An 18,809-nucleotide genomic window follows, 5' to 3' on the forward strand; every position below is an offset into this window, starting at 1 on the left:
GAGGGATCCTATGGTTCAGTATATTATTCGAAGAATTCTGATCGCTATCCCTGTCTTGTTTGGTGTAACGATCTTTAACTTTTTAATTATTAATCTGGCACCTGGTAATCCAGTCGACATGTATGTAAGTCCAGATGTAACGGCGGCAGATATTGAGATTAAGAAAGAAGCTCTTGGTTTAAATGATCCAATCTATATCCAATACTGGCATTGGTTAGGGAATTTGTTTAAAGGTGATTTTGGTTTCTCTTACTCCACCTATGAACCCGTTACGAATATGATTTTCGAACGATTGGGTCCAACCCTTATCCTGATGGGATCAGCCTTAATCATTGCTTATCTTATTGCCATTCCAATCGGAATTTTAAGTGCAACAAAACAATATTCATGGATCGATTACTTAACGACTACTTTTTCTTTTCTTGGCGTATCGATTCCACACTTCTTTATGGGTTTAGGTGCGATTTATGTCTTTGCCATAATGTCTCAGATTTTACCGACTGGCGGTATGAATACACTTGGCGGTACAGGGGGATTTTCGGATACGTTATCGCATTTGATTATGCCTGCTATCGTCCTGGGGACAGGAATCGCTGGAAGTATGGTCCGCTATGTAAGGTCTAGCATGATTGAAGTACTAGGACATGATTATTTACGGACGGCAAGAGCGAAAGGCTTAGGTGAATTTATTGTTACTAATAAACATGCGCTGAGAAATGCACTCATCCCGATTATAACGATCATTGGTTTGGATATCCCTCTGTTAATCGGAGGAGCCGTTGTCACAGAACAAATATTTCAATGGCCTGGACTTGGACAATTAACCATCCAATCGATCGGTTCACGCGATTATTCGGTGTTAATGGCCATTAACCTTTTGGCTGCTTTCATGGTTCTTTTCTCAAATCTACTTACCGATATTCTTTATTCCGTTGCGGATCCAAGGATTAAGTACAACTAATTTTCGAAAGGAGGAGGTTAAGGTGTCACTAGCAACTAAAATGGCAGGAATTCCGGTAGTCAATGATCCGAATCTCGACGTAAAACAAGAGCTGGGAAAAGAGGAAAGCTACTTAAGAGTCATTAGCAAAAAGTTTTTCAAACATAAACTAGCTGTTTTTGGACTAATTGTTTTCAGTCTAATCGTTCTAATGGCGTTACTCGCTCCTCTTTTGGCACCTCAGAGTCCTTATTCTGTTAACGGGGACTTTGCAGACCAGCCTTCAGCTGAACATTTATTGGGGACAGACCAAGTGGGGCGGGATTTGTTAAGTAGACTGATTTATGCTTCTAGGGTCTCCTTGGCTGTGGGTATCGGAGCGGTTGCTATATATGTCGTAATCGGTACGATCCTCGGCGCTGTTGCTGGATATTTTGGAAAATGGGTGGATATGGTCATTATGCGTCTAACGGATGTGTTTATGTCCTTTCCTTATCTTATGGTTATCCTTGTTCTTGTCAGTATCATGGGACCAAGTCTCCTGAATATTATTCTTGTCATCGGATTATTGGGCTGGCCGTCGGTTGCACGTATTGTTCGAGGGAGCGTCCTGATGATTAAAGAGATGGATTACGTGAAAGCGGGGGTTGCATTAGGATTACCGTCCTGGAAGATACTCTTTCAACATATATTACCTAACTGTTTAGCACCGATTTTAGTCAATGCAACTTTTGGAATCGCCTCTTCGATTATTTTAGAAGCCTCCTTAAGTTTCCTAGGAATGGGAGTACAGCCGCCAACGGCCAGCTGGGGAAATATGTTGAATGAAGCCCAGTCGTTAACCGTATTAGCCACGCAGCCTTGGTTATGGTTACCTCCTGGTTTGATGATTCTGTTAGCTGTTTTATCTATTAACTTTATGGGTGACGGGTTGCGCGATGCCATGGATCCAAAAAATTTAAAATAATCATTTAAAAAAAAAGAGTTTAATAGGGGGACATTATGGGTTATCTAAAGAGAACAGTAAGTTTATCCGCTATCGTCTTATCATTGGCTTTAACAGCATGCTCAGGGCAAAGCAAGACTTCTTCGACTTCTTCAAATGGTCAAGCATCAGGTAACAAAACCATGTATCTGGGAATGGTGAATCCGCCGATTAATTTCAGCACGATTAATTCCTCGGACATCGCTTCCGGATTTATTGAAAAGTTTATGTTTGATTCCTTCTTAGAAATGACAGGTCCGCAACAGTTTGTCCCAAAATTGGCGGATTCCTTTGAAACGACCGATAATCAAACCTTTACAATCAAGTTGAATAAGAATGCGAAGTGGTCGGATGGAAAACCTGTAACAGCTGAGGATGCCGCTTTTACCTTTAACTTAATTGCAAACCCAAAGGTTGAAACCACTGTCGGCACCTATATCTCAGTTTTTGATGGTCTTGATGAAACAGGCAAGTTAAAAGTGGGACAAACTCAAATTCCTTCGGTAAAGGTTATCGATCAACAAACAGTTGAATTTAAAACGAAAACACCTGTTGATCCGAATATGGTTAAGGAACAACTGGGCTCAAAATTGATGATTCTGCCAAAACATGTTTTAGAGAAGATTGCGCCAGCTGATTTATCAAAGGATCCATTCTTCACCAAACCGACTGTCACCAATGGCGCCTATAAGTTTGTTCAATATAAAAAGGATCAATATGTGGAATTTGTAAGCAATCCAGACTATTATTTAGGAAAACCAAAGACGAATAGTCTGTTTGTTAAAATTATGCCTGCTCCAAACCTCGTGGCCCAGCTTCAGACTGGAGAGCTTCATATGAACGTTGCTGCAGGAATCGGAAAGATTCCGGCTCAGGACTATGAAACTGTTGAAAAGTTTAATAATGTAAAAACGAAAGAGGAGCCGACGATTGGTTTTCAAACGATGATGTTTAATACCACAAAAATAACAGAGGCCAAAGTACGTCAAGCCCTTGTTTACGCCCTCGACCGTGAAAAATTCGTAGATAAGCTATTAAAAGGAAAAGGGGAAATTGTAGATGGGCCGTATACTTCGGTCAGCCCTTACCTTGATAAGGATTTAGAAAAATTCACCTACGATCCGGAGAAGGCAAAACAATTGTTGAAGGAAGCTGGCTGGGACTTTAACCAGACCCTTCAATTAGTAGTCCCAATCGGTAATAAGGTCCGTGAGCAGTCTGCCGATATTATTACCCAAAACCTAAAGGACGTGGGAGTAAAGGTTAAAGTCACAACGTACGATTTCCCGACCATCATGCAAAAAGGAAAAGCCGGAGAATTTGATTTGTTATTAATGGGCTTTACCTTTACTTTGGATCCGGAAATATCAACTCTTTATAGTAAGGCTGGTTCCTATAACTTTATGAGATATAATAATCCAAAGTCAGATGAGCTACTGTTAAAAGGACAATCAGAAGCTTATCCAGTAAAGAGAAAAGAAATTTATAATGAACTGCAAGCGATTTGGGAGAAAGATGTTCCGATCATTTCACTTTACTCAGACTATGATTTTGCAACCATTTCTAAACAAGTAAAATTTGGAGAGCCAAAGATATTCGGATTCCATAATAAGATACAGGACTGGTCACTTGTGGGTGCAGAATAAGTAACCCAACAATCAATGAAAATAAGAGCTATCAAAATGAAACATAAACTTGTTTCTTTTGATGGCTCTTTTGTTTTTAAAATAACTTAAATAAGATATTGCTTGAGCTAATCTTGTAATTATCTATCCTCCTTTGACCTCATGCCTTAAGCGAAAAAAGAAATCCCTGAATGAATTTGGACAAATTCTTAATGAATATATTTATGACATGCTAGTTTGAATGGGGGGGGAATTTAGTATGTCAAAAGTCATCAGTGTCATAAACCTTAAGGGTGGAGTAGGTAAGACAACAATTACCGTTGGATTGGCTGAGTTTTTAGTGGCTGTAAAACAGTATAAAGTCTTAGTTATTGATTTGGACCCACAAACCAATTCAACCGTCTCCTTAATAGGAGAAGATGAGTGGGCCATGAGGAACAGGACCAATCGAACATTGTATCATTTATTCAAAGACCAAATAGATGATACATGTAATTTTGAATTGGAGAAATCAGTGATTAAAGGATGTTCTAACCTATACGGAGGACTGTCTGATTTACACTTATTGCCTTCCAGCTTGGACTTTGTTCAAATCCAGGACCGCCTAATAAATATTGGTCAAACCGCTTTAATTCGTCCCATCGATGTTCTAAAAAGGTCAGTTATTGACTACATAAAAAATTACGATTTTGTCCTCATTGATTGTCCGCCGAATTTGGGCATTGTTACACAAAACGGTTTAAACATAAGTGATTACTACCTAATCCCTACCATTCCTGATCATCTATCGACTTACGGAATCCCACAAATTATCTCCAGTGTAAATAGTTTTAATAGAAGAACGGAATCAGACGTGCAAGCACTTGGAATTATTGCTTCCATGTACCGTGCCAATGTGACAAGGGACCAAACCACTCTGAAGAAATTACAATCCAAAGCCTCTGCAGGGGAGTTACCTAGGCTTTTTGAATCCAAAATTCCACTTGCTTCAAAAGCAGCTGATGCCACCCACTTCGAAGCCGAAGGTGTAAATACGCTGAAACAAAAATACGGTTCATCAGGATCGAATTTATACGAAGCGTTTTCGCAATTAACGGAGGAGTTTTGTCAGTATGTTGGATTATAAAGAGCCAAAAATTCGGAAGCAAATCGCAGCTATATTAAAAACTGTTGCCAAAAAGATCGAAGAGGATGAAGCATTCGCAAAAAGTATATTCGACTGTCTAGAAGGGAGTGTAGAGGAAATAAAAAATATTGATATTAAGAAAAAGTCCACAAAATCAGCTCCAATTTACGATATTAATATTTTTGAAATTTATCAGAAGGAAGGATCGCAAGGACTATTAGTATTTCTCGAATCACTAGATTTGAAAGAACTAAAAAAAGTAGTGTTGGAAAATGGTCTGGATCCAGCCCATAAGGTAAGAAGATGGAGAGTAAAAGAAAAAATCATCAATTATGTAGTGGACACGGTAGGGAAACAAATGTCAAAAGGGGAGGCTTTTTCAAATAGGGATGGATTTTTGTAACGACTGAACGTACACTTTCCTTTCTAAGAGTGGTAAAGAGTTAATTTATCATGAGTATTGAAAAATTAATATTCAAAATTAACAGGTTTTTCCTCTTTTATGTTGAAGTAAAGGAATGCAAAAATCTTTTTTTTTTGCCAAATTCGAAAACTGTTTTTGAAAAGGAGACTGCGGATTTGAGCTATATAACTGGCGAAATATTAGAAAATGTGAATGCAAACAAAAACTACACTCTAATGGCGCCCACCGCAAAACTAAAGTTTACGGACGAATGGACTGTACTGTGGCATTACGTGCCATCGCTTAGGGTGGGTATGTCAATAATCGGGTCTTTTTTGCTGATGAGCAAACAGCGATTGTAGCAGGATTTAGACCGTGTGGAACATGTCTCCCTGAAAGTATCATTTTGGTAAAAGAAAAATGAGATTGCTAGTTCGATAGGATAAGATAAACACGATAGTTTAACTTAAAAAAAACAATATATTAAGATACTGCCACCAAAGACACCTTCTACATACAACGATAGGTGTCTTTTTTAGCCTGAAAATCAGTAAGAGTGTTAACCAATAAATTTTATATTGAAGAGGTGTAAGTAAAAAATGAACATAGAATTTTGGTCAGTAAAACAACTGCAAAAAGAATTCGATGTGATTGCAAGCTTTTACCAAATTGAGTTAGGAAACAAGATCTATCAGTGTAGGAATCAAGCGTTCATTTTCAGAAAAGGATACATTAAACAAAATGAACCCGATGCAGTCATAGTTATGGCGAACCCTGGTAGATGCTGCCCGAAGGATAGATCCTTTCAACGACTATTCTTTCAAGAACATTTAACAACGCTCCTTATGTGGAAGTAAAAGCTGATCCAAAACAACTACAATTAATGAGGCTAATGAAAATCATGAATTGGAATGTGAATCTCTATTATTAATCTAAGTAATTTATGTACAGGCAATATGGACGATTTCAAGGAAAAACTTAAACTAATAGAGGAGTGTACATATAAGGAACACTCGTTTTTTTCCGATAATAGAGAAACTGAAAGAGCATTATTACTAAATGGTGGTAAATCTAAGATTATCATAGATTGGGGGAAAAATTCGATTATTCGAAAGCTTGTTTGTGAGGCCAGACTACACCTATCTAAAGTGATAATTGGACTACAATATAAAAGCCCTAAATGGGGATTTCGTCATCCGTTTCCACTGGTTAAAGAAAAGTGCCTAGTATGGCTGGAGGATATGTACCAGCATTTAAATTATTTAGATGCTCAAACGGAGATTGCTCAATTGCAGGCCTAGTCGTTAGACATCCACTAACCGTACCTGCTCAAAAACCAAGTAATGGATGATAATTAATTTGAAGCAAACACAGTTGAAACTTCGGGGGATTTGAGGAGTATGCTAGAGGATGATTGAATTAGATTCAATCCTCTACTACTGGATGGAATAGTACACTCACCTATAAATCTATGATATTATCATTTTAATATTAACAATATTATTTGTAGATACTTAGATTTTTTACATACGGAGGTTAGAAATGAATAATCGTTTATTTGACTTCGTTAGAGAATTTTCTAATGAGTTAGCTGATCTTGCCTATCGAATTGAAGTTCAATTGTTAGATCAACCCCAGGCAGCATTGATCCATGCTCGTTTATATTGTGAAAAATTAGTAAAGAAAATTAGCGATACAGAGGGATTGGAGGCTATCTATCCGTTAAAGCCTGCTGAACGAATACATAAATTATATCGTCAGGACATCACTCCTGAAGAGATCTATTTAAAGTTAGAATGGATTCGGAAGATGGGAAATAAAGCAGCCCATGAAGTGAAAGAAATAGATTTAAAGGATGTTCTGGAAGCTCACAAGTTATTATTTGAAATCAGCGTATGGTATATGGAAGTGTATGTAAGCCATCAATTTACGGCTCCAAAATATCAACTTCCTGTTAAAGTCGATCAAACAACAAATCATTTGGGTCTAAATGACTTGGATGCATTAATTAAACCTTATTTTGATCAAACCTTGCAAAAAGTGGATGAGATGAGGGAAGTATTTGAACGGGAATTAGAAGCTATAAAAGTTGACAAAGAAAAAAATCCTGCTATCTTTGCTGAAACCGGCAGTACAAATCAGCGAGAGCTAAAAGAGCCAACTCAAGATGCTTCTTTTAATCAGTCAGATATAAAAGATTTTGCTCTTCAATATAAAGAGGAAACCATTTTATTATCTTACAATCTTGCAGAAACTCCTATTTTAGACTTACCGATTATTGGATGCAACTATCTCTTACGTGAACTTTCACGAGTGGGGATCGATTCACTTGCTAAGATTATAGATCCTATTGATTTACTACATATGAAATTAAATGGTATTGGTACTAGTAGTATGGAAAAATTCTGGAATCAGCTTGGAAGCTTACCAGAATCTAAGATTCTTGAAGCAGAAGTAAACAAATGTAAGGAAGATGATGATCGAAGCAAAAAATCTTCAGAAAAAAAGTTACCTCTCAGCAAAGAAAAAGAGAACACAGTATATATATTTTTAAAGAATAATTTTGTAAAAACCTATGAAACCACTAAAGCAATTGAGTTCGAACATTTAACTAGTAAGGAAGTTGTTTACTTAATGGATAATAAAGAAACAAGCATTGTCTTACATCCAAATATGATTGGAATGAGTGAACATTTAATAAGCAAGGGGACAAAACGGAGCAGTACAGCATTAAAACAATTCCCAAAAGAGAAAAATAAGGGGGAAAATCCAATAAACTATGGGTATTTATTTAAATTTGGAACTGATTCTGATTTAGAAACATTTTTAAAAAATTTAAATGAAATTTATCCGGTGGAAATAAACAATTAAAAGAATTTTAACCTCCAGTGTTTTTAAAATTATTATAGTAAATCTGAGATATTTAAAATTAGGGTGTGCTATTTTGGTACACCTTTTTCGTTTATTTAGCTATTTGAACCTTGAAGACAGACATCTTTTGACATCATTGGTAAATCTAAATAATTTGCAGTATTAATATTATGCAAACTTAATAATTAATGTTGATAATTACAAATAATTAAGGAGTAACCCATAAATAATGGGTTCCCGCTTTGTTGAAAAAAGTGAAACTACTGTCAAGTAATACGGTGAAATAATATATCTTCGAGGTGAGAGATATTATTAGTTACCATCCCAATGATAGATTATTTGCACAACGCCAGACGAGAATGTTCTTGTATTAACCATTTTTAAATTTATTCTCTGTTTTAGATCAGCAAACAGCGGTTTTCCTTCTCCCAAAACAACCGGGTGAATAGATAATCTAAATTCATCAATAAGCCCTAATTTTATAAAAGTTGTAATGAGACTTGCTCCACCATATAGCCAGATGTCCTTCCCAGACTCTTTCTTCAATTGATTTACTTCTTCAAGAATATTATCATTTATAAATATGGCTTGATGATCAGGCTCTTTATGTGTTCTGGAAAACACATATTTCTTTTTACTATGAACCAATTTCCAGATTTCCTTTTCGGTATCAGGGTCTTCACTTTTTGGAAGATATTGTCCCCATAAATCGTAGCTTTTTCTACCATATAGAATAGTATCAATTTGATTCAAAAAATCAGTGAACCCCATATCAGAATCCATAATGCACCAATCAACCTCTCCATTTTTCCCTTCAATCATCTAAAGTAACTGCTAAATCTAAAATTATTCTTCTCTGTTTTATGGTATTTGTCATAACTCTTCATCCTTTTATCAATCCGATTTTTGATTCTTTCGCCCCGACGAATAAGGACTACGAAAGGATTTAGATAATAGTAAGCTATACCTAATTCCGAATGTTTGTTCTTATCCTGATTTTATCAATATTTCGGACAGGTATCAAATATCAACATTAAACCTATCCTATCCTTTTTCACTTTTTATTTCTATATAGAAGAGGGATGATGACTTAATCGCTGAAATCACGAGAAAACCTTGACTTGGAAGGGAGAACTAAGGAGGAGAAGAACATGAAGAAGAAATTAGCGGGAGGGGCCCTAATCGTAGCTGCATCCCTTTTTGCTATTCATCCTTCAGAAAGAATCACAGGTGAAAATAGATCAGTTAACCATATTCCAAAGAATGTGCCTACTGGAGAAGTAGTGGATCAGGCTCCTGAGCAAATTCCTATTACACTAGTGGAAACCATCGATGGGGATACGATTAAAGCAAGAGTAAAGGGGAAGGTTGAAATTGTTCGTTATTTATTAGTTGATACGCCTGAAACAAAAAAGCCAGGAATGTGTGTCCAGCCATTTGCAGCGGAAGCTTTTCAAAGGAATAACGAGTTGGTAAGGGAAGGAAGTTTATCCTTGGAAGTTGAGGAGGGGACAAAAAGGGATGCTTACGGGAGATTGCTAGCATATGTATTTGTGGAAGGGCAGTCCGTTCAAGAAACGCTGATCAAGGAAGGTTATGCACGGGTCGCGTATATTATGGATCCACCCTATAAATATCTTAACCTATATAAAACAAATGAAAATCTAGCAAAGAAGAGTAAATTAAAGATTTGGGGCACGAAGGAATATGTCTCGTATTACGGGTTTATTGGGTGTGTGCGATAAGGAAAAAGAGCTCTAATATACTAAAATAAAGGGTTCCGTCTTGAGGTGAATATCATATAAATGGCATTGAAAATGGCTTGCAAACTGACATCAGTATTGCAAGCCGTTGTCGGGTTTATGGAGCTTTATTGAAACCAAAATCTATCTTTTTCTTCAACTAAAGCACCCGTTAGCTTAAGTACAATCCTGCACAATCCAACCAAAAATATATAAAGAGGTTACTTAAAAGTTATTAGAATAAGGGCTCTTTAGAAGAACCCTAAATTAGATAACTAATCTAAAATCGATAATTTTAATGACTCCAGATTATTTTTCATAACATCTAAATAGTCTAAGCCCTTTTCTTGCTCTTTCTTCGTTAATCCCTCTAATGGATTTAATACTTCCGTTTTAGCACCTATTTCTTTTGCTAACGTTTCCGCCACTTTTGAAGATGTCATCTCCTCAAAATAAATAACTTCGGTATTTTTCTTCTTTGTTAGCTCTGTTAATTCGGTTAGTTTTCCTAATGTTGGTTCGACATCTGGTGATATTCCTGCGATAGGAATTTGAGTCAATCCGTATTGTTTTGCCAAGTATCCAAATGCAGCATGTTGTGTAACAAATTCTTTCTTCTTTGCTTTATCGACAGTATCTTTATATAAGTTGTCCAAATCAGCTAGCTTCGCATTTAAAGCTTCTGCATTTTTTTGAAACTGATCTTTATTTTTTGGATCTGCCTGATCTAAAGCCTTAGCAATATTGTTTACTTCTACCTGAGCTAGAACTGGGGAAAGCCAGACATGAGGATCTTTAGAAGATGTATGTTCCGAATGACCATGTTCCTCCTCATCCTCTGATTCGAGTGCATCCATCAATTTAATCCCATTAGCAGCCTCAACAACCTTTAAATTGGAATCATTAATACTTTTCAATACTTTTTCAGTCCAAAGCTCAAAGTATTGGCTATTGTATATAAAAACATCGGCGTTTTGAATTTTTATCATATCCTTTGCTGTCGGCTCCCAATCATGTGGTTCTGCACCATTTGGTATTAATAGTTCCACGTTTGCTGAACTGCCAGCCACCTCTTTTGTAAAATAGTACATCGGATAAAAAGTAGTGACAATTTGCAGTTTTTTAGATTCTACACTTGTTTTTTCATTTTTCGTTGACACTGTGTTAGAACAACCACTTACCATGAATAGAAAAATAATTACTGGGATTAAAATTTTTTTCACTACATTAACCTCCAAAGTTATGTTTAATTAGGAATTATTACGATTTAAGGAGCATAATTATTTTGTATAATTCAAGATTAATTGCAATATGTAAATCGTAATTATTACGAATTAAATCTTATAACGATTATTTATTTATGTCAATCATCAAATTTTAATGAAATGAATTAACTAGAACTGCATATCCATATGATAGGAATGATAGATTTGAGGAGGTAGAATGGATGTGAGCTTTATAAATAAGATGGTAAAAGATAGCCTCGCTTTACTATTATTTTGTTTATTCCTTTTTCTATTTCTTTTTGCGGAGGAATTAAAAAACCTTTCTTTTTTTACTAGAATCCCTAGTACGTTTTTTAATGTCAATACCATTTTTCTTAGTATTATTTTAGAAGCAATACCATTTATTTTACTGGGTGTATTTGTATCAGCTATTATCCAATCATTTGTTTCCGAAAATGTAATCCGAAGGGTTGTGCCCTGTAATGCCTATTTAGCCCTTATACCTGCTGCTTTACTTGGAATAATCTTTCCTATATGTGAGTGTGCCATTGTTCCTGTCGTGCACAGGTTAATAAAAAAAGGTATGCCTTCACATGTAGGCGTTGTATTTATGCTTAGTGTTCCAATCTTAAACCCTGTGGTGTATGCGTCTACTTATTTTGCATTTAAAAGCACACCTTATGTAGCTAATGCAAGGATGCTTGTAGGATTTATTAGTTCCATTATTATTGGATTAATCATTTACAGACGTTTTAAAGGGGAAAATATTCTTAAAGTGCAGAAGGAAGACCATCATCACCACCACCACCAAAGAGGAAATAAACTATTAGAAACACTCTATCATGCTAGTGATGAATTATTTAATACAGGGAAGTATTTATTCATAGGTGCATTTCTTGCCAGTTTATTTCAAGCATTCTTAGACCGAAATACTCTCTTATCAATAGGGACAAGCACAACTTTTGCACCAATGGCTATGATGGGACTAGGATACGTCCTTTCAGTATGCTCTTCAGCAGATGCTTTTGTCGCATCGTCATTTGGTTCTACTTTTACAGAAGGTTCCATCCTTGCATTTCTTGTTTTCGGTCCAATGATTGATATAAAAAACACCTTAATGTTATTCGGTTATTTTAAGAAAAAGTTTGTCTTATATCTACTATTGGTAACTCCTCTTGTCGTCTATTTTTCTGTTTATGTTTATCAGTTAATATTTTTATAAAAGGAGTGTCCAATGATGAGACCTAATAAAGTCCAAGATTTTTCTTTTCATCATCTTATCAGGGGAATCATTTTGATTGGATTTACGCTACTGATATTTAAATTACTTCTAACGAATAATATATCGCTTTTAATTGCACCAAAAATGATTCGATTTATTTATTTCACGCTCTTTATATGCCTTATTCTTGGAGTTCTTTTGATTATTAGAGGAACTTCAGGAAAGGATCATTCTTATCATTGTGATTGTGATGGGGATCATACTTATCCTTCCTCTTTCGGGAAAAGTGTGTTTCTTTATTTATTATTTATTATTCCTATAACCACAGGATTTCTTTTCTCAAACAATGTGCTGGGAAGCTCTGTTGCAATGAACAGAACAATTATTTTGGGAGCTAGCTCTCAACCGCCTAAACAAAATAAAACTACAAATTACATTCCAAAATTACCATCATCATCTATTTCCAATAAAACTACCACTTCAACTACCACACAAAGTGTACTTAATTATCAACCTGAGCCTTTAACTCAAAAAGAATATGATGCTTTAAAGAATAAAATATTAAATGCTAATTCCATTAATATAGACGATAGCCAGTATGTAAACATAATGAACATTATTCAAGATAATCTAAATGCGTTGATTGGAAAAACGATAACCACAAAAGGATTTGTGTATCGGGAAAAAGAATTTATGCAAAACCAGATTATTGTTGCTCGATTTGGAATCACATGTTGTGTTGCCGATGCCTCGGTATATGGAATGATGGCAAAAGGAGAGGTAGCTGTATTGCCGAAGGATAAATGGGTTCAAGTAACAGGAAAAATTGAGCAGACTCAATTTAATGGGGAGACAATTCCCGTTTTAAAAATTGACCAACTTTCAAAAATTAGTGCTCCGCAGCAGCCCTATGTGTTTGATTCAGGCATCAAAATTGAATAGCCTTTTATTTATTAATGAAAAAAATGATTACTCCATAAAATTAACAACAATATTAAAGGCTTTTATTTTTATCTATTCATAAAATATTCACATTTAAGTAGTAGAATCATTTTTGGGTAAACGAACCATTACCTTACACAGAGAGATCCAGCCGTAATTGTGCTGGATTTTCTATTTCTAATTATTATTGGTTTCAAATAAAACATTTACATGGAAAATCAAAACATATCAAATTAGTGATAATTTTGATATGATAGAAGATGTTTTTTTAAAGAAACCAATTGTGTTTTATCACAGGAGGAATATGCATGGATCGATTATTACAATTGAATACGATCTTTATAAGTATTATCATTGAAGCATTCCCATTTATTGTCGTTGGGGCTTTTATTGCTGCACTGATAGAAGTTTTTGTTTCTGAAAATACACTGCTTAAAATTCTGCCAAAAAATAGATATTTATCTGTTGTTGCTGCTAGTTTTATGGGAGTATTATTTCCTGGATGTGAATGTGGGATTGTTCCCATCGTTTCGAGGCTCATAAAAAAGGGACTCGCCCCACATGCAGCCATTTCCTTTATGCTTTCTGGCCCAATTATCAATCCAATTGTTCTATTCGCTACATTTATTGCTTTCGGAGATAGCTGGAAGATGGTAGGGTACCGAGCAGGATTAGCGATCGGTGTTTCTATTTTAGTTGGCCTTGTATTATCTTTTGTCATAAAGGAGAGTCCATTAAAGGAAAATAGTGAATTACACACTCATGACCATTCTCACCAAAATACTAAACAAAAATTAATGAGTGTTTTTAATCACACCGTTAACGAGTTTTTTAGTATGGGAAAATACGTAGTGCTGGGTGCACTAATTGCATCTTCTATGCAAGTTTATGTACCTACACGGATATTAACAACACTGGGCGGTACACACGTAACTGCTGTACTGGTAATGATGGCTTTAGCTTTTATCTTATCTATTTGTTCGGCAGCAGATGCTTTTGTAGCAGCATCTTTTCGTAATTTTTTCCCCCAAACTTCAGTCGTATCTTTCTTAGTGTTTGGCAATATGGTAGATATTAAAAATTTACTTATGATGTTTGGGTCTTTTAAGGCAAAATTTGCAGTTCTTTTAGTTTCATTAATTTCTTCATTTGTATTCATTGGTTCACTTCTTTTGTAAAGGATGTGGGATGATGTTTAAAGTCCTTATTTTAATACTTACTACAAACTTGTTTTTTATGCTGCATGCTACAGGAAACATTTCAAAATATATAAACATGAAATATAGCTTCTTATCTGAGAGTATGATTGTGATTTTATCCATCCTTACAGTTGGGGAAGGAATTAAATTATGGTTCTCTGGAGAAAAGAAAGAAAGACAAGATGATTGTGATTGTAGCTCTGGTCATCATGACCATGAACACCCTCATGAACACGGACATAAAAAAAAGAAACCATCTGCTGGAAAAAAGATAAAAAAGTTCTTGGCTTACACGCTTGTGCTGATTCCTGCTATTACTGGAGTGGTTTTGCCAGTGGCAACTCTTGATTCACAGCTTGTGGATGCAAAGGGGTTTTCATTTCCAACATTAGAGGACGGAAATAATCGGTACGGGACCCATCAAGTTCTAAATCCTGATATGAGTAAATTTATGAACCAAGCTGATTTTACGGATTTAGTCAGGAAAGAGTCTAAGTCCTATATTCCCAAGGATACTATTACTTTAACGGATAAAGATTATTTAGTCGGTTTGGAAGTAATGTATAATTTTTCTGGGGCTTTTGCAGGGAAAACTCTTACCATGAAAGGCTTTACTTACAATGGTCCAGGAGAACAACCTAACCAGCTGTTTTTACTACGATTTGGGCTCATTCATTGTGTTGCTGACTCTGGTGCCTTTGGAATGATGATTCAATTCCCGAAAAACGTCCACATTCCGAATGACCAATGGTATCAGGTAACAGGAACAATGGATACAGTTTATTATCCACAAATGAAAACTAAAATTCCTGTTTTAAAAGTAACAAGCTACAAAACCATTTCAAAACCGAATGACCCTTATGTTTACAGAAACACTTTGAGTTTATAAGAATTAACTGTGCCCCATTTTTCGGACAGTTTAAAAAAAGCGCCTCAGCTCTAACAAGCGGCCCCGGTATTGAAATGGGGCCATTTTGTTTAAGCCCTTGTGAATTTAATGTAAATACAGGAAATGGATATGTATGCGGCAGATACATGGATTCTGGACATCCCTATAAATTAGACGACAGAGCCTGGATAAATATTAAAGAATTTGATGCGGACCTATTACAAACAGTGATTAAACAGAGTATTTCATTTTTAAGGTAGTAAAACCTTGAAAAAATGCTATCTTGTATCATAAACTTGTAAAAAGGATTGTTATGGGGACATTCCCGAATTGCTGTACGCTTTACTAAACAGTGATTCTGACCCCAATTTTCAATTCAATAAATAAAGGAGTAGTTAACATGACGCTTAAAGTAATTTCGCCGAAAGCCCTTGATGAGAAACTTGAAGATAATGAACCTATCTTCCTCCTCGATGTACGTGCGGAAGAAAAATACAATGATTATCATATTACAGATCCAAATATCAAGAATCAGAATATCCCTAAGAATATCATCTTTGATCTTGAGGAAAATGGAGAAGAAGGGCTGCAATCTTTGCCCAAAAACAGTGAGATTGTTATAACATGTACAACTGGAAATTCCGCCAGAAAATGTGCAGAAATTTTATCCAAAAAAGAATACCATGTTACATTACTTGACGGCGGGATTACCGCTTGGAAAGAATACATAGACACAAAACACAAGGATAGGTAGAAAACACTAAGGAGAAGGCAAACAAGGATAGGGCCAGATCCTCAATTTGCTATCGCCTAGCGCACTGAGGGTCTGGCCCTATTTTCAGATTATGAGTTCCATCAATTATTTAATATTTGCGGCAGTGTTTCGGTGAACATCTCGACATACATAGCTACTAGCATAATTATTGCGGGGATAGAAAGAATCACAAAGCTTACGTACGAAAGTTTCAGTCTGCCCTTTGATTGGTCGACCCATTTTGAAAGGTACTCAAACAGTAATGCAAGAATGACAGATCCAATAAAAAATGATACCGAAAATAGGGCTATTCCTAACGGTGCTTGTGGACCGAATAATTCACTGTTAGGATTGGGCATAAACAAAGGAATTCCATAGATAATTAATAGGAACAAACCAAATAATAAACCTTTCACCACCCAACTTTTTCTTGAACGATGAAAAAGGAAGGTGTATACAATACTGTTGGCTAAGGTTACAGCAATACCGAGTGTTACGATTAACAGTGTTCCTGAGAAATGAAAACCACTCGCTAGTTGAGGGAAGAAAAAAGCAATGATTCCCATAACTAATCTTAACAATATTCCATAAATAACCCCTGTAAAAAGAGCTGCAATATAACCTATTCCGAACATTTTTGCCGTTCTTGCCCATCGATTAGAACTTGTTTTCTTAACCACCTCACTGTTTACCTGTCCGTTCATGGCAATGTCTCCTTACTTAAAGAAAATGACTTACATTGTTTTTAGTATATTCAGACTGTTTTGTCCTAACAATAGGAATATTATTAAGCCATGCTTAAGGCACCAATCGAATGAAGAATGTTTGATAAATGTTGTTGAGCATAAAGAATGGATCCCATCATGTAATACCAGACTTATCGTGTGATTGTCTTTCATAAGGGAGGATTAACGATGTCGGAACTCAATGTTCGTTATGGTCAATTATCGGATTTAAATAGCATGATTCAATTGGACCGAAAGCTGTATCCTCAAGATTGGCAAGTAGAGCGTGCATTTGTAGAACAATTACTTGAACGAAACAAAAGAGTGTATAAAATTGTAGCGGACAATGGAGAGTTAAAAGGCTATTGCAGTTTAATCCCCTTAGATAAAAGAATGTATGATCAATTATTGTTTGGCCAAATAGATGAATCAAGAATTTGTCATCACGCATTAGCGTACAAGAAAGGGAGAGATGTGTATATTTATTTTTCTTCTATGATAGTCGATATTCTTCATGAAGATAGGAAGAAATACAGCAGGGCATTAATACTGGAATTGCTGGATTGGATCGAAGATATTCAAGGTACTGGAGTCGTAATAAAGGAATTCGGTATGATCGCGATTACAGAAGCAGGGAATCGAATCTGTCAACGTTTGGGATTTAAAAAGGCAGGGGAAGTAAAAGAGCATGGTGAAACCTACAACGTATATAAAGGAACGGTTGAGGATGTTAAGAAAGGAATAAAAGTGGCACCTGGCGCTTTTCTGCATTAAAATAGAAAAGTACTAATTGTCAAAAAGGGGAAATGATCTTGAAAAAATATCAAACCTTACTTTTCGATGTAGATGATACGTTATTGGACTTTGCTGCGGCTGAAGCGCTAGCCTTGAATCTGTTGTTTGAAAGTCAGAATATCTCGCCAACAAAGGAAATGGAAGAAAATTATAAAAAAATAAATCAAAGACTGTGGAGATTGTTTGAAGAAGGAAAAATTTCTCGAGACGAAGTGGTTAATACCCGTTTTTCCCTTTTATTTCAGGAATTAGGACAAATGGCAGACGGTGTTTTATTAGAGAGTAATTATCGGGGGTATTTAGAGGAAGGCCACCAATTAATCAATGGAGCGTTTGAATTGGTTTCAGTACTACAGAATCATTATGAATTATATATTGTTACTAATGGTGTTTCAAAAACACAGGATAAGAGATTGCGTGATTCCGGTCTTCACCCATTATTTAAGGAGATCTTTGTCTCAGAAGATACAGGTTTCCAAAAACCAATGAAAGAATTTTTTGATTATGTGTTTGATCGAATTCCTAATTTTTCACCAGAACAGGCTTTAATCATCGGTGATTCTCTAAGTTCTGATATTAAAGGCGGACAGCTTGCTGGAATTGATACTTGTTGGTTCAACCCGGATGCCAAACCAAACAATACTGGTATTCTTCCTACCTATGAAATTCATGATTTAAATGAACTTTATACAATTTTAAATTTGGAACAAAGATAATTCAATAGCCGTCATGTGATTTTTCACATGACGGCCTTTTTTTATTTATTGTGGGAAGAATTGTTGAGGCTATCCATTTGTTCACCAGAGGACTCCTCAACTTCATCAATTGCTTTTTCGGCTGTGTCCATTTTTTTGTTATTCGTCTGAAACATATCTTTTGATACGGTGTTAAGCTTATTAACAAAGCGATTAAACCCAAAACCTACAAAGAACGCAATGCTAATCGGTGCATAAGGGGTATCTTGATAATCCGTAAATTGAATCAAGAGTATACCGCTTTGGATAATTGTGACAGCCACGACTGCGGTACCGGTAGCAAAGATCGGATAAAAAATATACATAATCCATTTTCGATAATCGTGTAATTCGTCTTCCATATAGTGAGTACAGAACATGTATAGATGTCTAAGGGAACCGCCAATGGCTCCAGCGAAAAAATAGTACAAGAAGATTTTGATATCAGTAATGAATGGAAGAAAATTTTCCAGTGCACCGGTCCCCAACATGCCGACCGCAAGGAAACTGCCAAAAAACAGAAGGGACAGATATGTTAAAATAACTGCTTTTAACCATCTCTTCATTCGTGACACCTCCACTTGCTGCCATCCTTTGTAAATGCAGTGTAAAATGCCACTGTACACTTTGA

At 35.8% G+C, this 18,809-nt stretch carries 19 protein-coding genes and 2 pseudogenes; 17 read left to right on the forward strand and 4 right to left on the reverse strand.

Annotation, left to right across the window (positions count from 1 at the left end; translation table 11 throughout):
- Positions 1 to 10 precede the first annotated feature (10 nt).
- From AC4QJR_RS12695 to AC4QJR_RS12735, 9 genes and pseudogenes are all read left to right on the forward strand, one after another.
- Complete coding sequence (locus AC4QJR_RS12695; RefSeq protein ID WP_496526411.1) at positions 11 to 961, forward strand: ABC transporter permease; 951 nt, start codon at positions 11 to 13, stop codon at positions 959 to 961.
- Positions 962 to 1,001: 40 nt separating this feature from the next.
- Positions 1,002 to 1,907: an oligopeptide ABC transporter permease gene (gene opp4C, locus AC4QJR_RS12700; protein ID WP_496526672.1), complete on the forward strand. Its 906-nt coding sequence runs from the start codon at positions 1,002 to 1,004 to the stop codon at positions 1,905 to 1,907.
- 35 nt (positions 1,908 to 1,942) lie between these two features.
- Positions 1,943 to 3,571, forward strand: a complete 1,629-nt coding sequence (locus tag AC4QJR_RS12705) for an ABC transporter substrate-binding protein (protein WP_496526412.1) — start codon at positions 1,943 to 1,945, stop codon at positions 3,569 to 3,571.
- Between the two features lie 238 nt (positions 3,572 to 3,809).
- Positions 3,810 to 4,676, forward strand: a complete 867-nt coding sequence (locus tag AC4QJR_RS12710) for a ParA family protein (protein WP_496526413.1) — start codon at positions 3,810 to 3,812, stop codon at positions 4,674 to 4,676.
- Entirely contained in the window at positions 4,663 to 5,079 is a 417-nt protein-coding gene (locus AC4QJR_RS12715) for a hypothetical protein (RefSeq protein WP_496526414.1), read from the forward strand. Before AC4QJR_RS12710 ends, AC4QJR_RS12715 begins: the two co-directional genes overlap by 14 nt.
- Positions 5,080 to 5,410: 331 nt before the next feature.
- Positions 5,411 to 5,503: pseudogene (locus tag AC4QJR_RS12720) on the forward strand (Ada metal-binding domain-containing protein); the annotation flags it as partial.
- A gap of 175 nt (positions 5,504 to 5,678) precedes the next feature.
- A complete protein-coding gene (locus tag AC4QJR_RS12725; RefSeq protein WP_496526415.1) occupies positions 5,679 to 5,936 on the forward strand; it encodes a hypothetical protein in 258 nt (85 codons plus the stop codon).
- Positions 5,937 to 6,035: 99 nt separating this feature from the next.
- Positions 6,036 to 6,380, forward strand: coding sequence for a hypothetical protein (locus AC4QJR_RS12730; protein WP_496526416.1), 345 nt, complete (start codon positions 6,036 to 6,038; stop codon positions 6,378 to 6,380).
- 241 nt (positions 6,381 to 6,621) lie between these two features.
- A complete protein-coding gene (locus tag AC4QJR_RS12735) occupies positions 6,622 to 7,950 on the forward strand; it encodes a DUF4145 domain-containing protein (RefSeq protein WP_496526417.1) in 1,329 nt (442 codons plus the stop codon).
- Between the two features lie 312 nt (positions 7,951 to 8,262).
- On the opposite strand, the pseudogene AC4QJR_RS12740 reads toward AC4QJR_RS12735, so the two are convergent.
- Positions 8,263 to 8,827 (reverse strand): annotated as a pseudogene (locus AC4QJR_RS12740) (dihydrofolate reductase family protein).
- Between the two features lie 274 nt (positions 8,828 to 9,101).
- On the opposite strand from AC4QJR_RS12740, the gene AC4QJR_RS12745 reads away from it, so the two are divergent.
- Positions 9,102 to 9,695: a thermonuclease family protein gene (locus AC4QJR_RS12745; protein ID WP_496526418.1), complete on the forward strand. Its 594-nt coding sequence runs from the start codon at positions 9,102 to 9,104 to the stop codon at positions 9,693 to 9,695.
- A gap of 272 nt (positions 9,696 to 9,967) precedes the next feature.
- Here AC4QJR_RS12745 and AC4QJR_RS12750 read toward each other — a convergent pair whose 3' ends face one another.
- Entirely contained in the window at positions 9,968 to 10,876 is a 909-nt protein-coding gene (locus AC4QJR_RS12750; protein WP_496526673.1) for a metal ABC transporter substrate-binding protein, read from the reverse strand.
- Positions 10,877 to 11,135: 259 nt separating this feature from the next.
- On the opposite strand from AC4QJR_RS12750, the gene AC4QJR_RS12755 reads away from it, so the two are divergent.
- The 5 genes from AC4QJR_RS12755 (at position 11,136) to AC4QJR_RS12775 (ending at position 15,924) form a co-directional block, all read left to right on the forward strand.
- Entirely contained in the window at positions 11,136 to 12,140 is a 1,005-nt protein-coding gene (locus AC4QJR_RS12755; protein WP_496526419.1) for a permease, read from the forward strand.
- A gap of 72 nt (positions 12,141 to 12,212) precedes the next feature.
- Positions 12,213 to 13,082: a TIGR03943 family putative permease subunit gene (locus AC4QJR_RS12760; protein WP_496526420.1), complete on the forward strand. Its 870-nt coding sequence runs from the start codon at positions 12,213 to 12,215 to the stop codon at positions 13,080 to 13,082.
- A gap of 308 nt (positions 13,083 to 13,390) precedes the next feature.
- Entirely contained in the window at positions 13,391 to 14,260 is an 870-nt protein-coding gene (locus AC4QJR_RS12765; RefSeq protein WP_496526421.1) for a permease, read from the forward strand.
- 10 nt (positions 14,261 to 14,270) lie between these two features.
- Positions 14,271 to 15,170 carry a TIGR03943 family putative permease subunit gene (locus AC4QJR_RS12770; RefSeq protein ID WP_496526422.1) on the forward strand — a complete coding sequence of 300 codons (900 nt, stop codon included), beginning with the start codon at positions 14,271 to 14,273 and terminating at the stop codon, positions 15,168 to 15,170.
- A 400-nt stretch (positions 15,171 to 15,570) separates the two neighbouring features.
- Positions 15,571 to 15,924 (forward strand): rhodanese-like domain-containing protein, encoded by a 354-nt coding sequence (locus tag AC4QJR_RS12775; protein ID WP_496526423.1) that lies wholly within the window; start codon positions 15,571 to 15,573, stop codon positions 15,922 to 15,924.
- 101 nt (positions 15,925 to 16,025) lie between these two features.
- On the opposite strand, the gene AC4QJR_RS12780 is transcribed toward AC4QJR_RS12775, so the two are convergent.
- Complete coding sequence (locus tag AC4QJR_RS12780) at positions 16,026 to 16,628, reverse strand: hypothetical protein (RefSeq protein ID WP_496526424.1); 603 nt, start codon at positions 16,626 to 16,628, stop codon at positions 16,026 to 16,028.
- Between the two features lie 210 nt (positions 16,629 to 16,838).
- Here AC4QJR_RS12780 and AC4QJR_RS12785 point away from each other — a divergent pair, with 210 nt between their 5' ends.
- Both AC4QJR_RS12785 and AC4QJR_RS12790 read left to right on the forward strand, forming a co-directional pair.
- Positions 16,839 to 17,423, forward strand: coding sequence for a hypothetical protein (locus AC4QJR_RS12785; protein ID WP_496526425.1), 585 nt, complete (start codon positions 16,839 to 16,841; stop codon positions 17,421 to 17,423).
- A gap of 38 nt (positions 17,424 to 17,461) precedes the next feature.
- Positions 17,462 to 18,160 (forward strand): YjjG family noncanonical pyrimidine nucleotidase, encoded by a 699-nt coding sequence (locus tag AC4QJR_RS12790; protein WP_496526426.1) that lies wholly within the window; start codon positions 17,462 to 17,464, stop codon positions 18,158 to 18,160.
- Positions 18,161 to 18,201: 41 nt separating this feature from the next.
- Here AC4QJR_RS12790 and AC4QJR_RS12795 read toward each other — a convergent pair whose 3' ends face one another.
- The gene (locus tag AC4QJR_RS12795; protein WP_496526427.1) at positions 18,202 to 18,744 is read right to left on the reverse strand and encodes a hypothetical protein; all 543 of its coding nucleotides are present in this window, start codon (positions 18,742 to 18,744) and stop codon (positions 18,202 to 18,204) included.
- Positions 18,745 to 18,809 lie beyond the last annotated feature (65 nt).

Source organism: Neobacillus sp. BP17 (assembly GCF_059579525.1).

Bases quoted from the DNA above. Each gene is read 5' to 3' on its own strand.
- AC4QJR_RS12695 (WP_496526411.1), top strand. From the start codon at position 11: ATGGTTCAGTATATTATTCGAAGAATTCTGATCGCTATCCCTGTCTTG.
- opp4C (WP_496526672.1), top strand. From the start codon at position 1,002: ATGGCAGGAATTCCGGTAGTCAATGATCCGAATCTCGACGTAAAACAA.
- AC4QJR_RS12705 (WP_496526412.1), top strand. From the start codon at position 1,943: ATGGGTTATCTAAAGAGAACAGTAAGTTTATCCGCTATCGTCTTATCA.
- AC4QJR_RS12710 (WP_496526413.1), top strand. From the start codon at position 3,810: ATGTCAAAAGTCATCAGTGTCATAAACCTTAAGGGTGGAGTAGGTAAG.
- AC4QJR_RS12715 (WP_496526414.1), top strand. From the start codon at position 4,663: ATGTTGGATTATAAAGAGCCAAAAATTCGGAAGCAAATCGCAGCTATA.
- AC4QJR_RS12725 (WP_496526415.1), top strand. From the start codon at position 5,679: ATGAACATAGAATTTTGGTCAGTAAAACAACTGCAAAAAGAATTCGAT.
- AC4QJR_RS12730 (WP_496526416.1), top strand. From the start codon at position 6,036: ATGGACGATTTCAAGGAAAAACTTAAACTAATAGAGGAGTGTACATAT.
- AC4QJR_RS12735 (WP_496526417.1), top strand. From the start codon at position 6,622: ATGAATAATCGTTTATTTGACTTCGTTAGAGAATTTTCTAATGAGTTA.
- AC4QJR_RS12745 (WP_496526418.1), top strand. From the start codon at position 9,102: ATGAAGAAGAAATTAGCGGGAGGGGCCCTAATCGTAGCTGCATCCCTT.
- AC4QJR_RS12750 (WP_496526673.1), bottom strand. From the start codon at position 10,876: ATGGTAAGTGGTTGTTCTAACACAGTGTCAACGAAAAATGAAAAAACA.
- AC4QJR_RS12755 (WP_496526419.1), top strand. From the start codon at position 11,136: ATGGATGTGAGCTTTATAAATAAGATGGTAAAAGATAGCCTCGCTTTA.
- AC4QJR_RS12765 (WP_496526421.1), top strand. From the start codon at position 13,391: ATGGATCGATTATTACAATTGAATACGATCTTTATAAGTATTATCATT.
- AC4QJR_RS12770 (WP_496526422.1), top strand. From the start codon at position 14,271: ATGATGTTTAAAGTCCTTATTTTAATACTTACTACAAACTTGTTTTTT.
- AC4QJR_RS12775 (WP_496526423.1), top strand. From the start codon at position 15,571: ATGACGCTTAAAGTAATTTCGCCGAAAGCCCTTGATGAGAAACTTGAA.
- AC4QJR_RS12780 (WP_496526424.1), bottom strand. From the start codon at position 16,628: ATGAACGGACAGGTAAACAGTGAGGTGGTTAAGAAAACAAGTTCTAAT.
- AC4QJR_RS12785 (WP_496526425.1), top strand. From the start codon at position 16,839: ATGTCGGAACTCAATGTTCGTTATGGTCAATTATCGGATTTAAATAGC.
- AC4QJR_RS12795 (WP_496526427.1), bottom strand. From the start codon at position 18,744: ATGAAGAGATGGTTAAAAGCAGTTATTTTAACATATCTGTCCCTTCTG.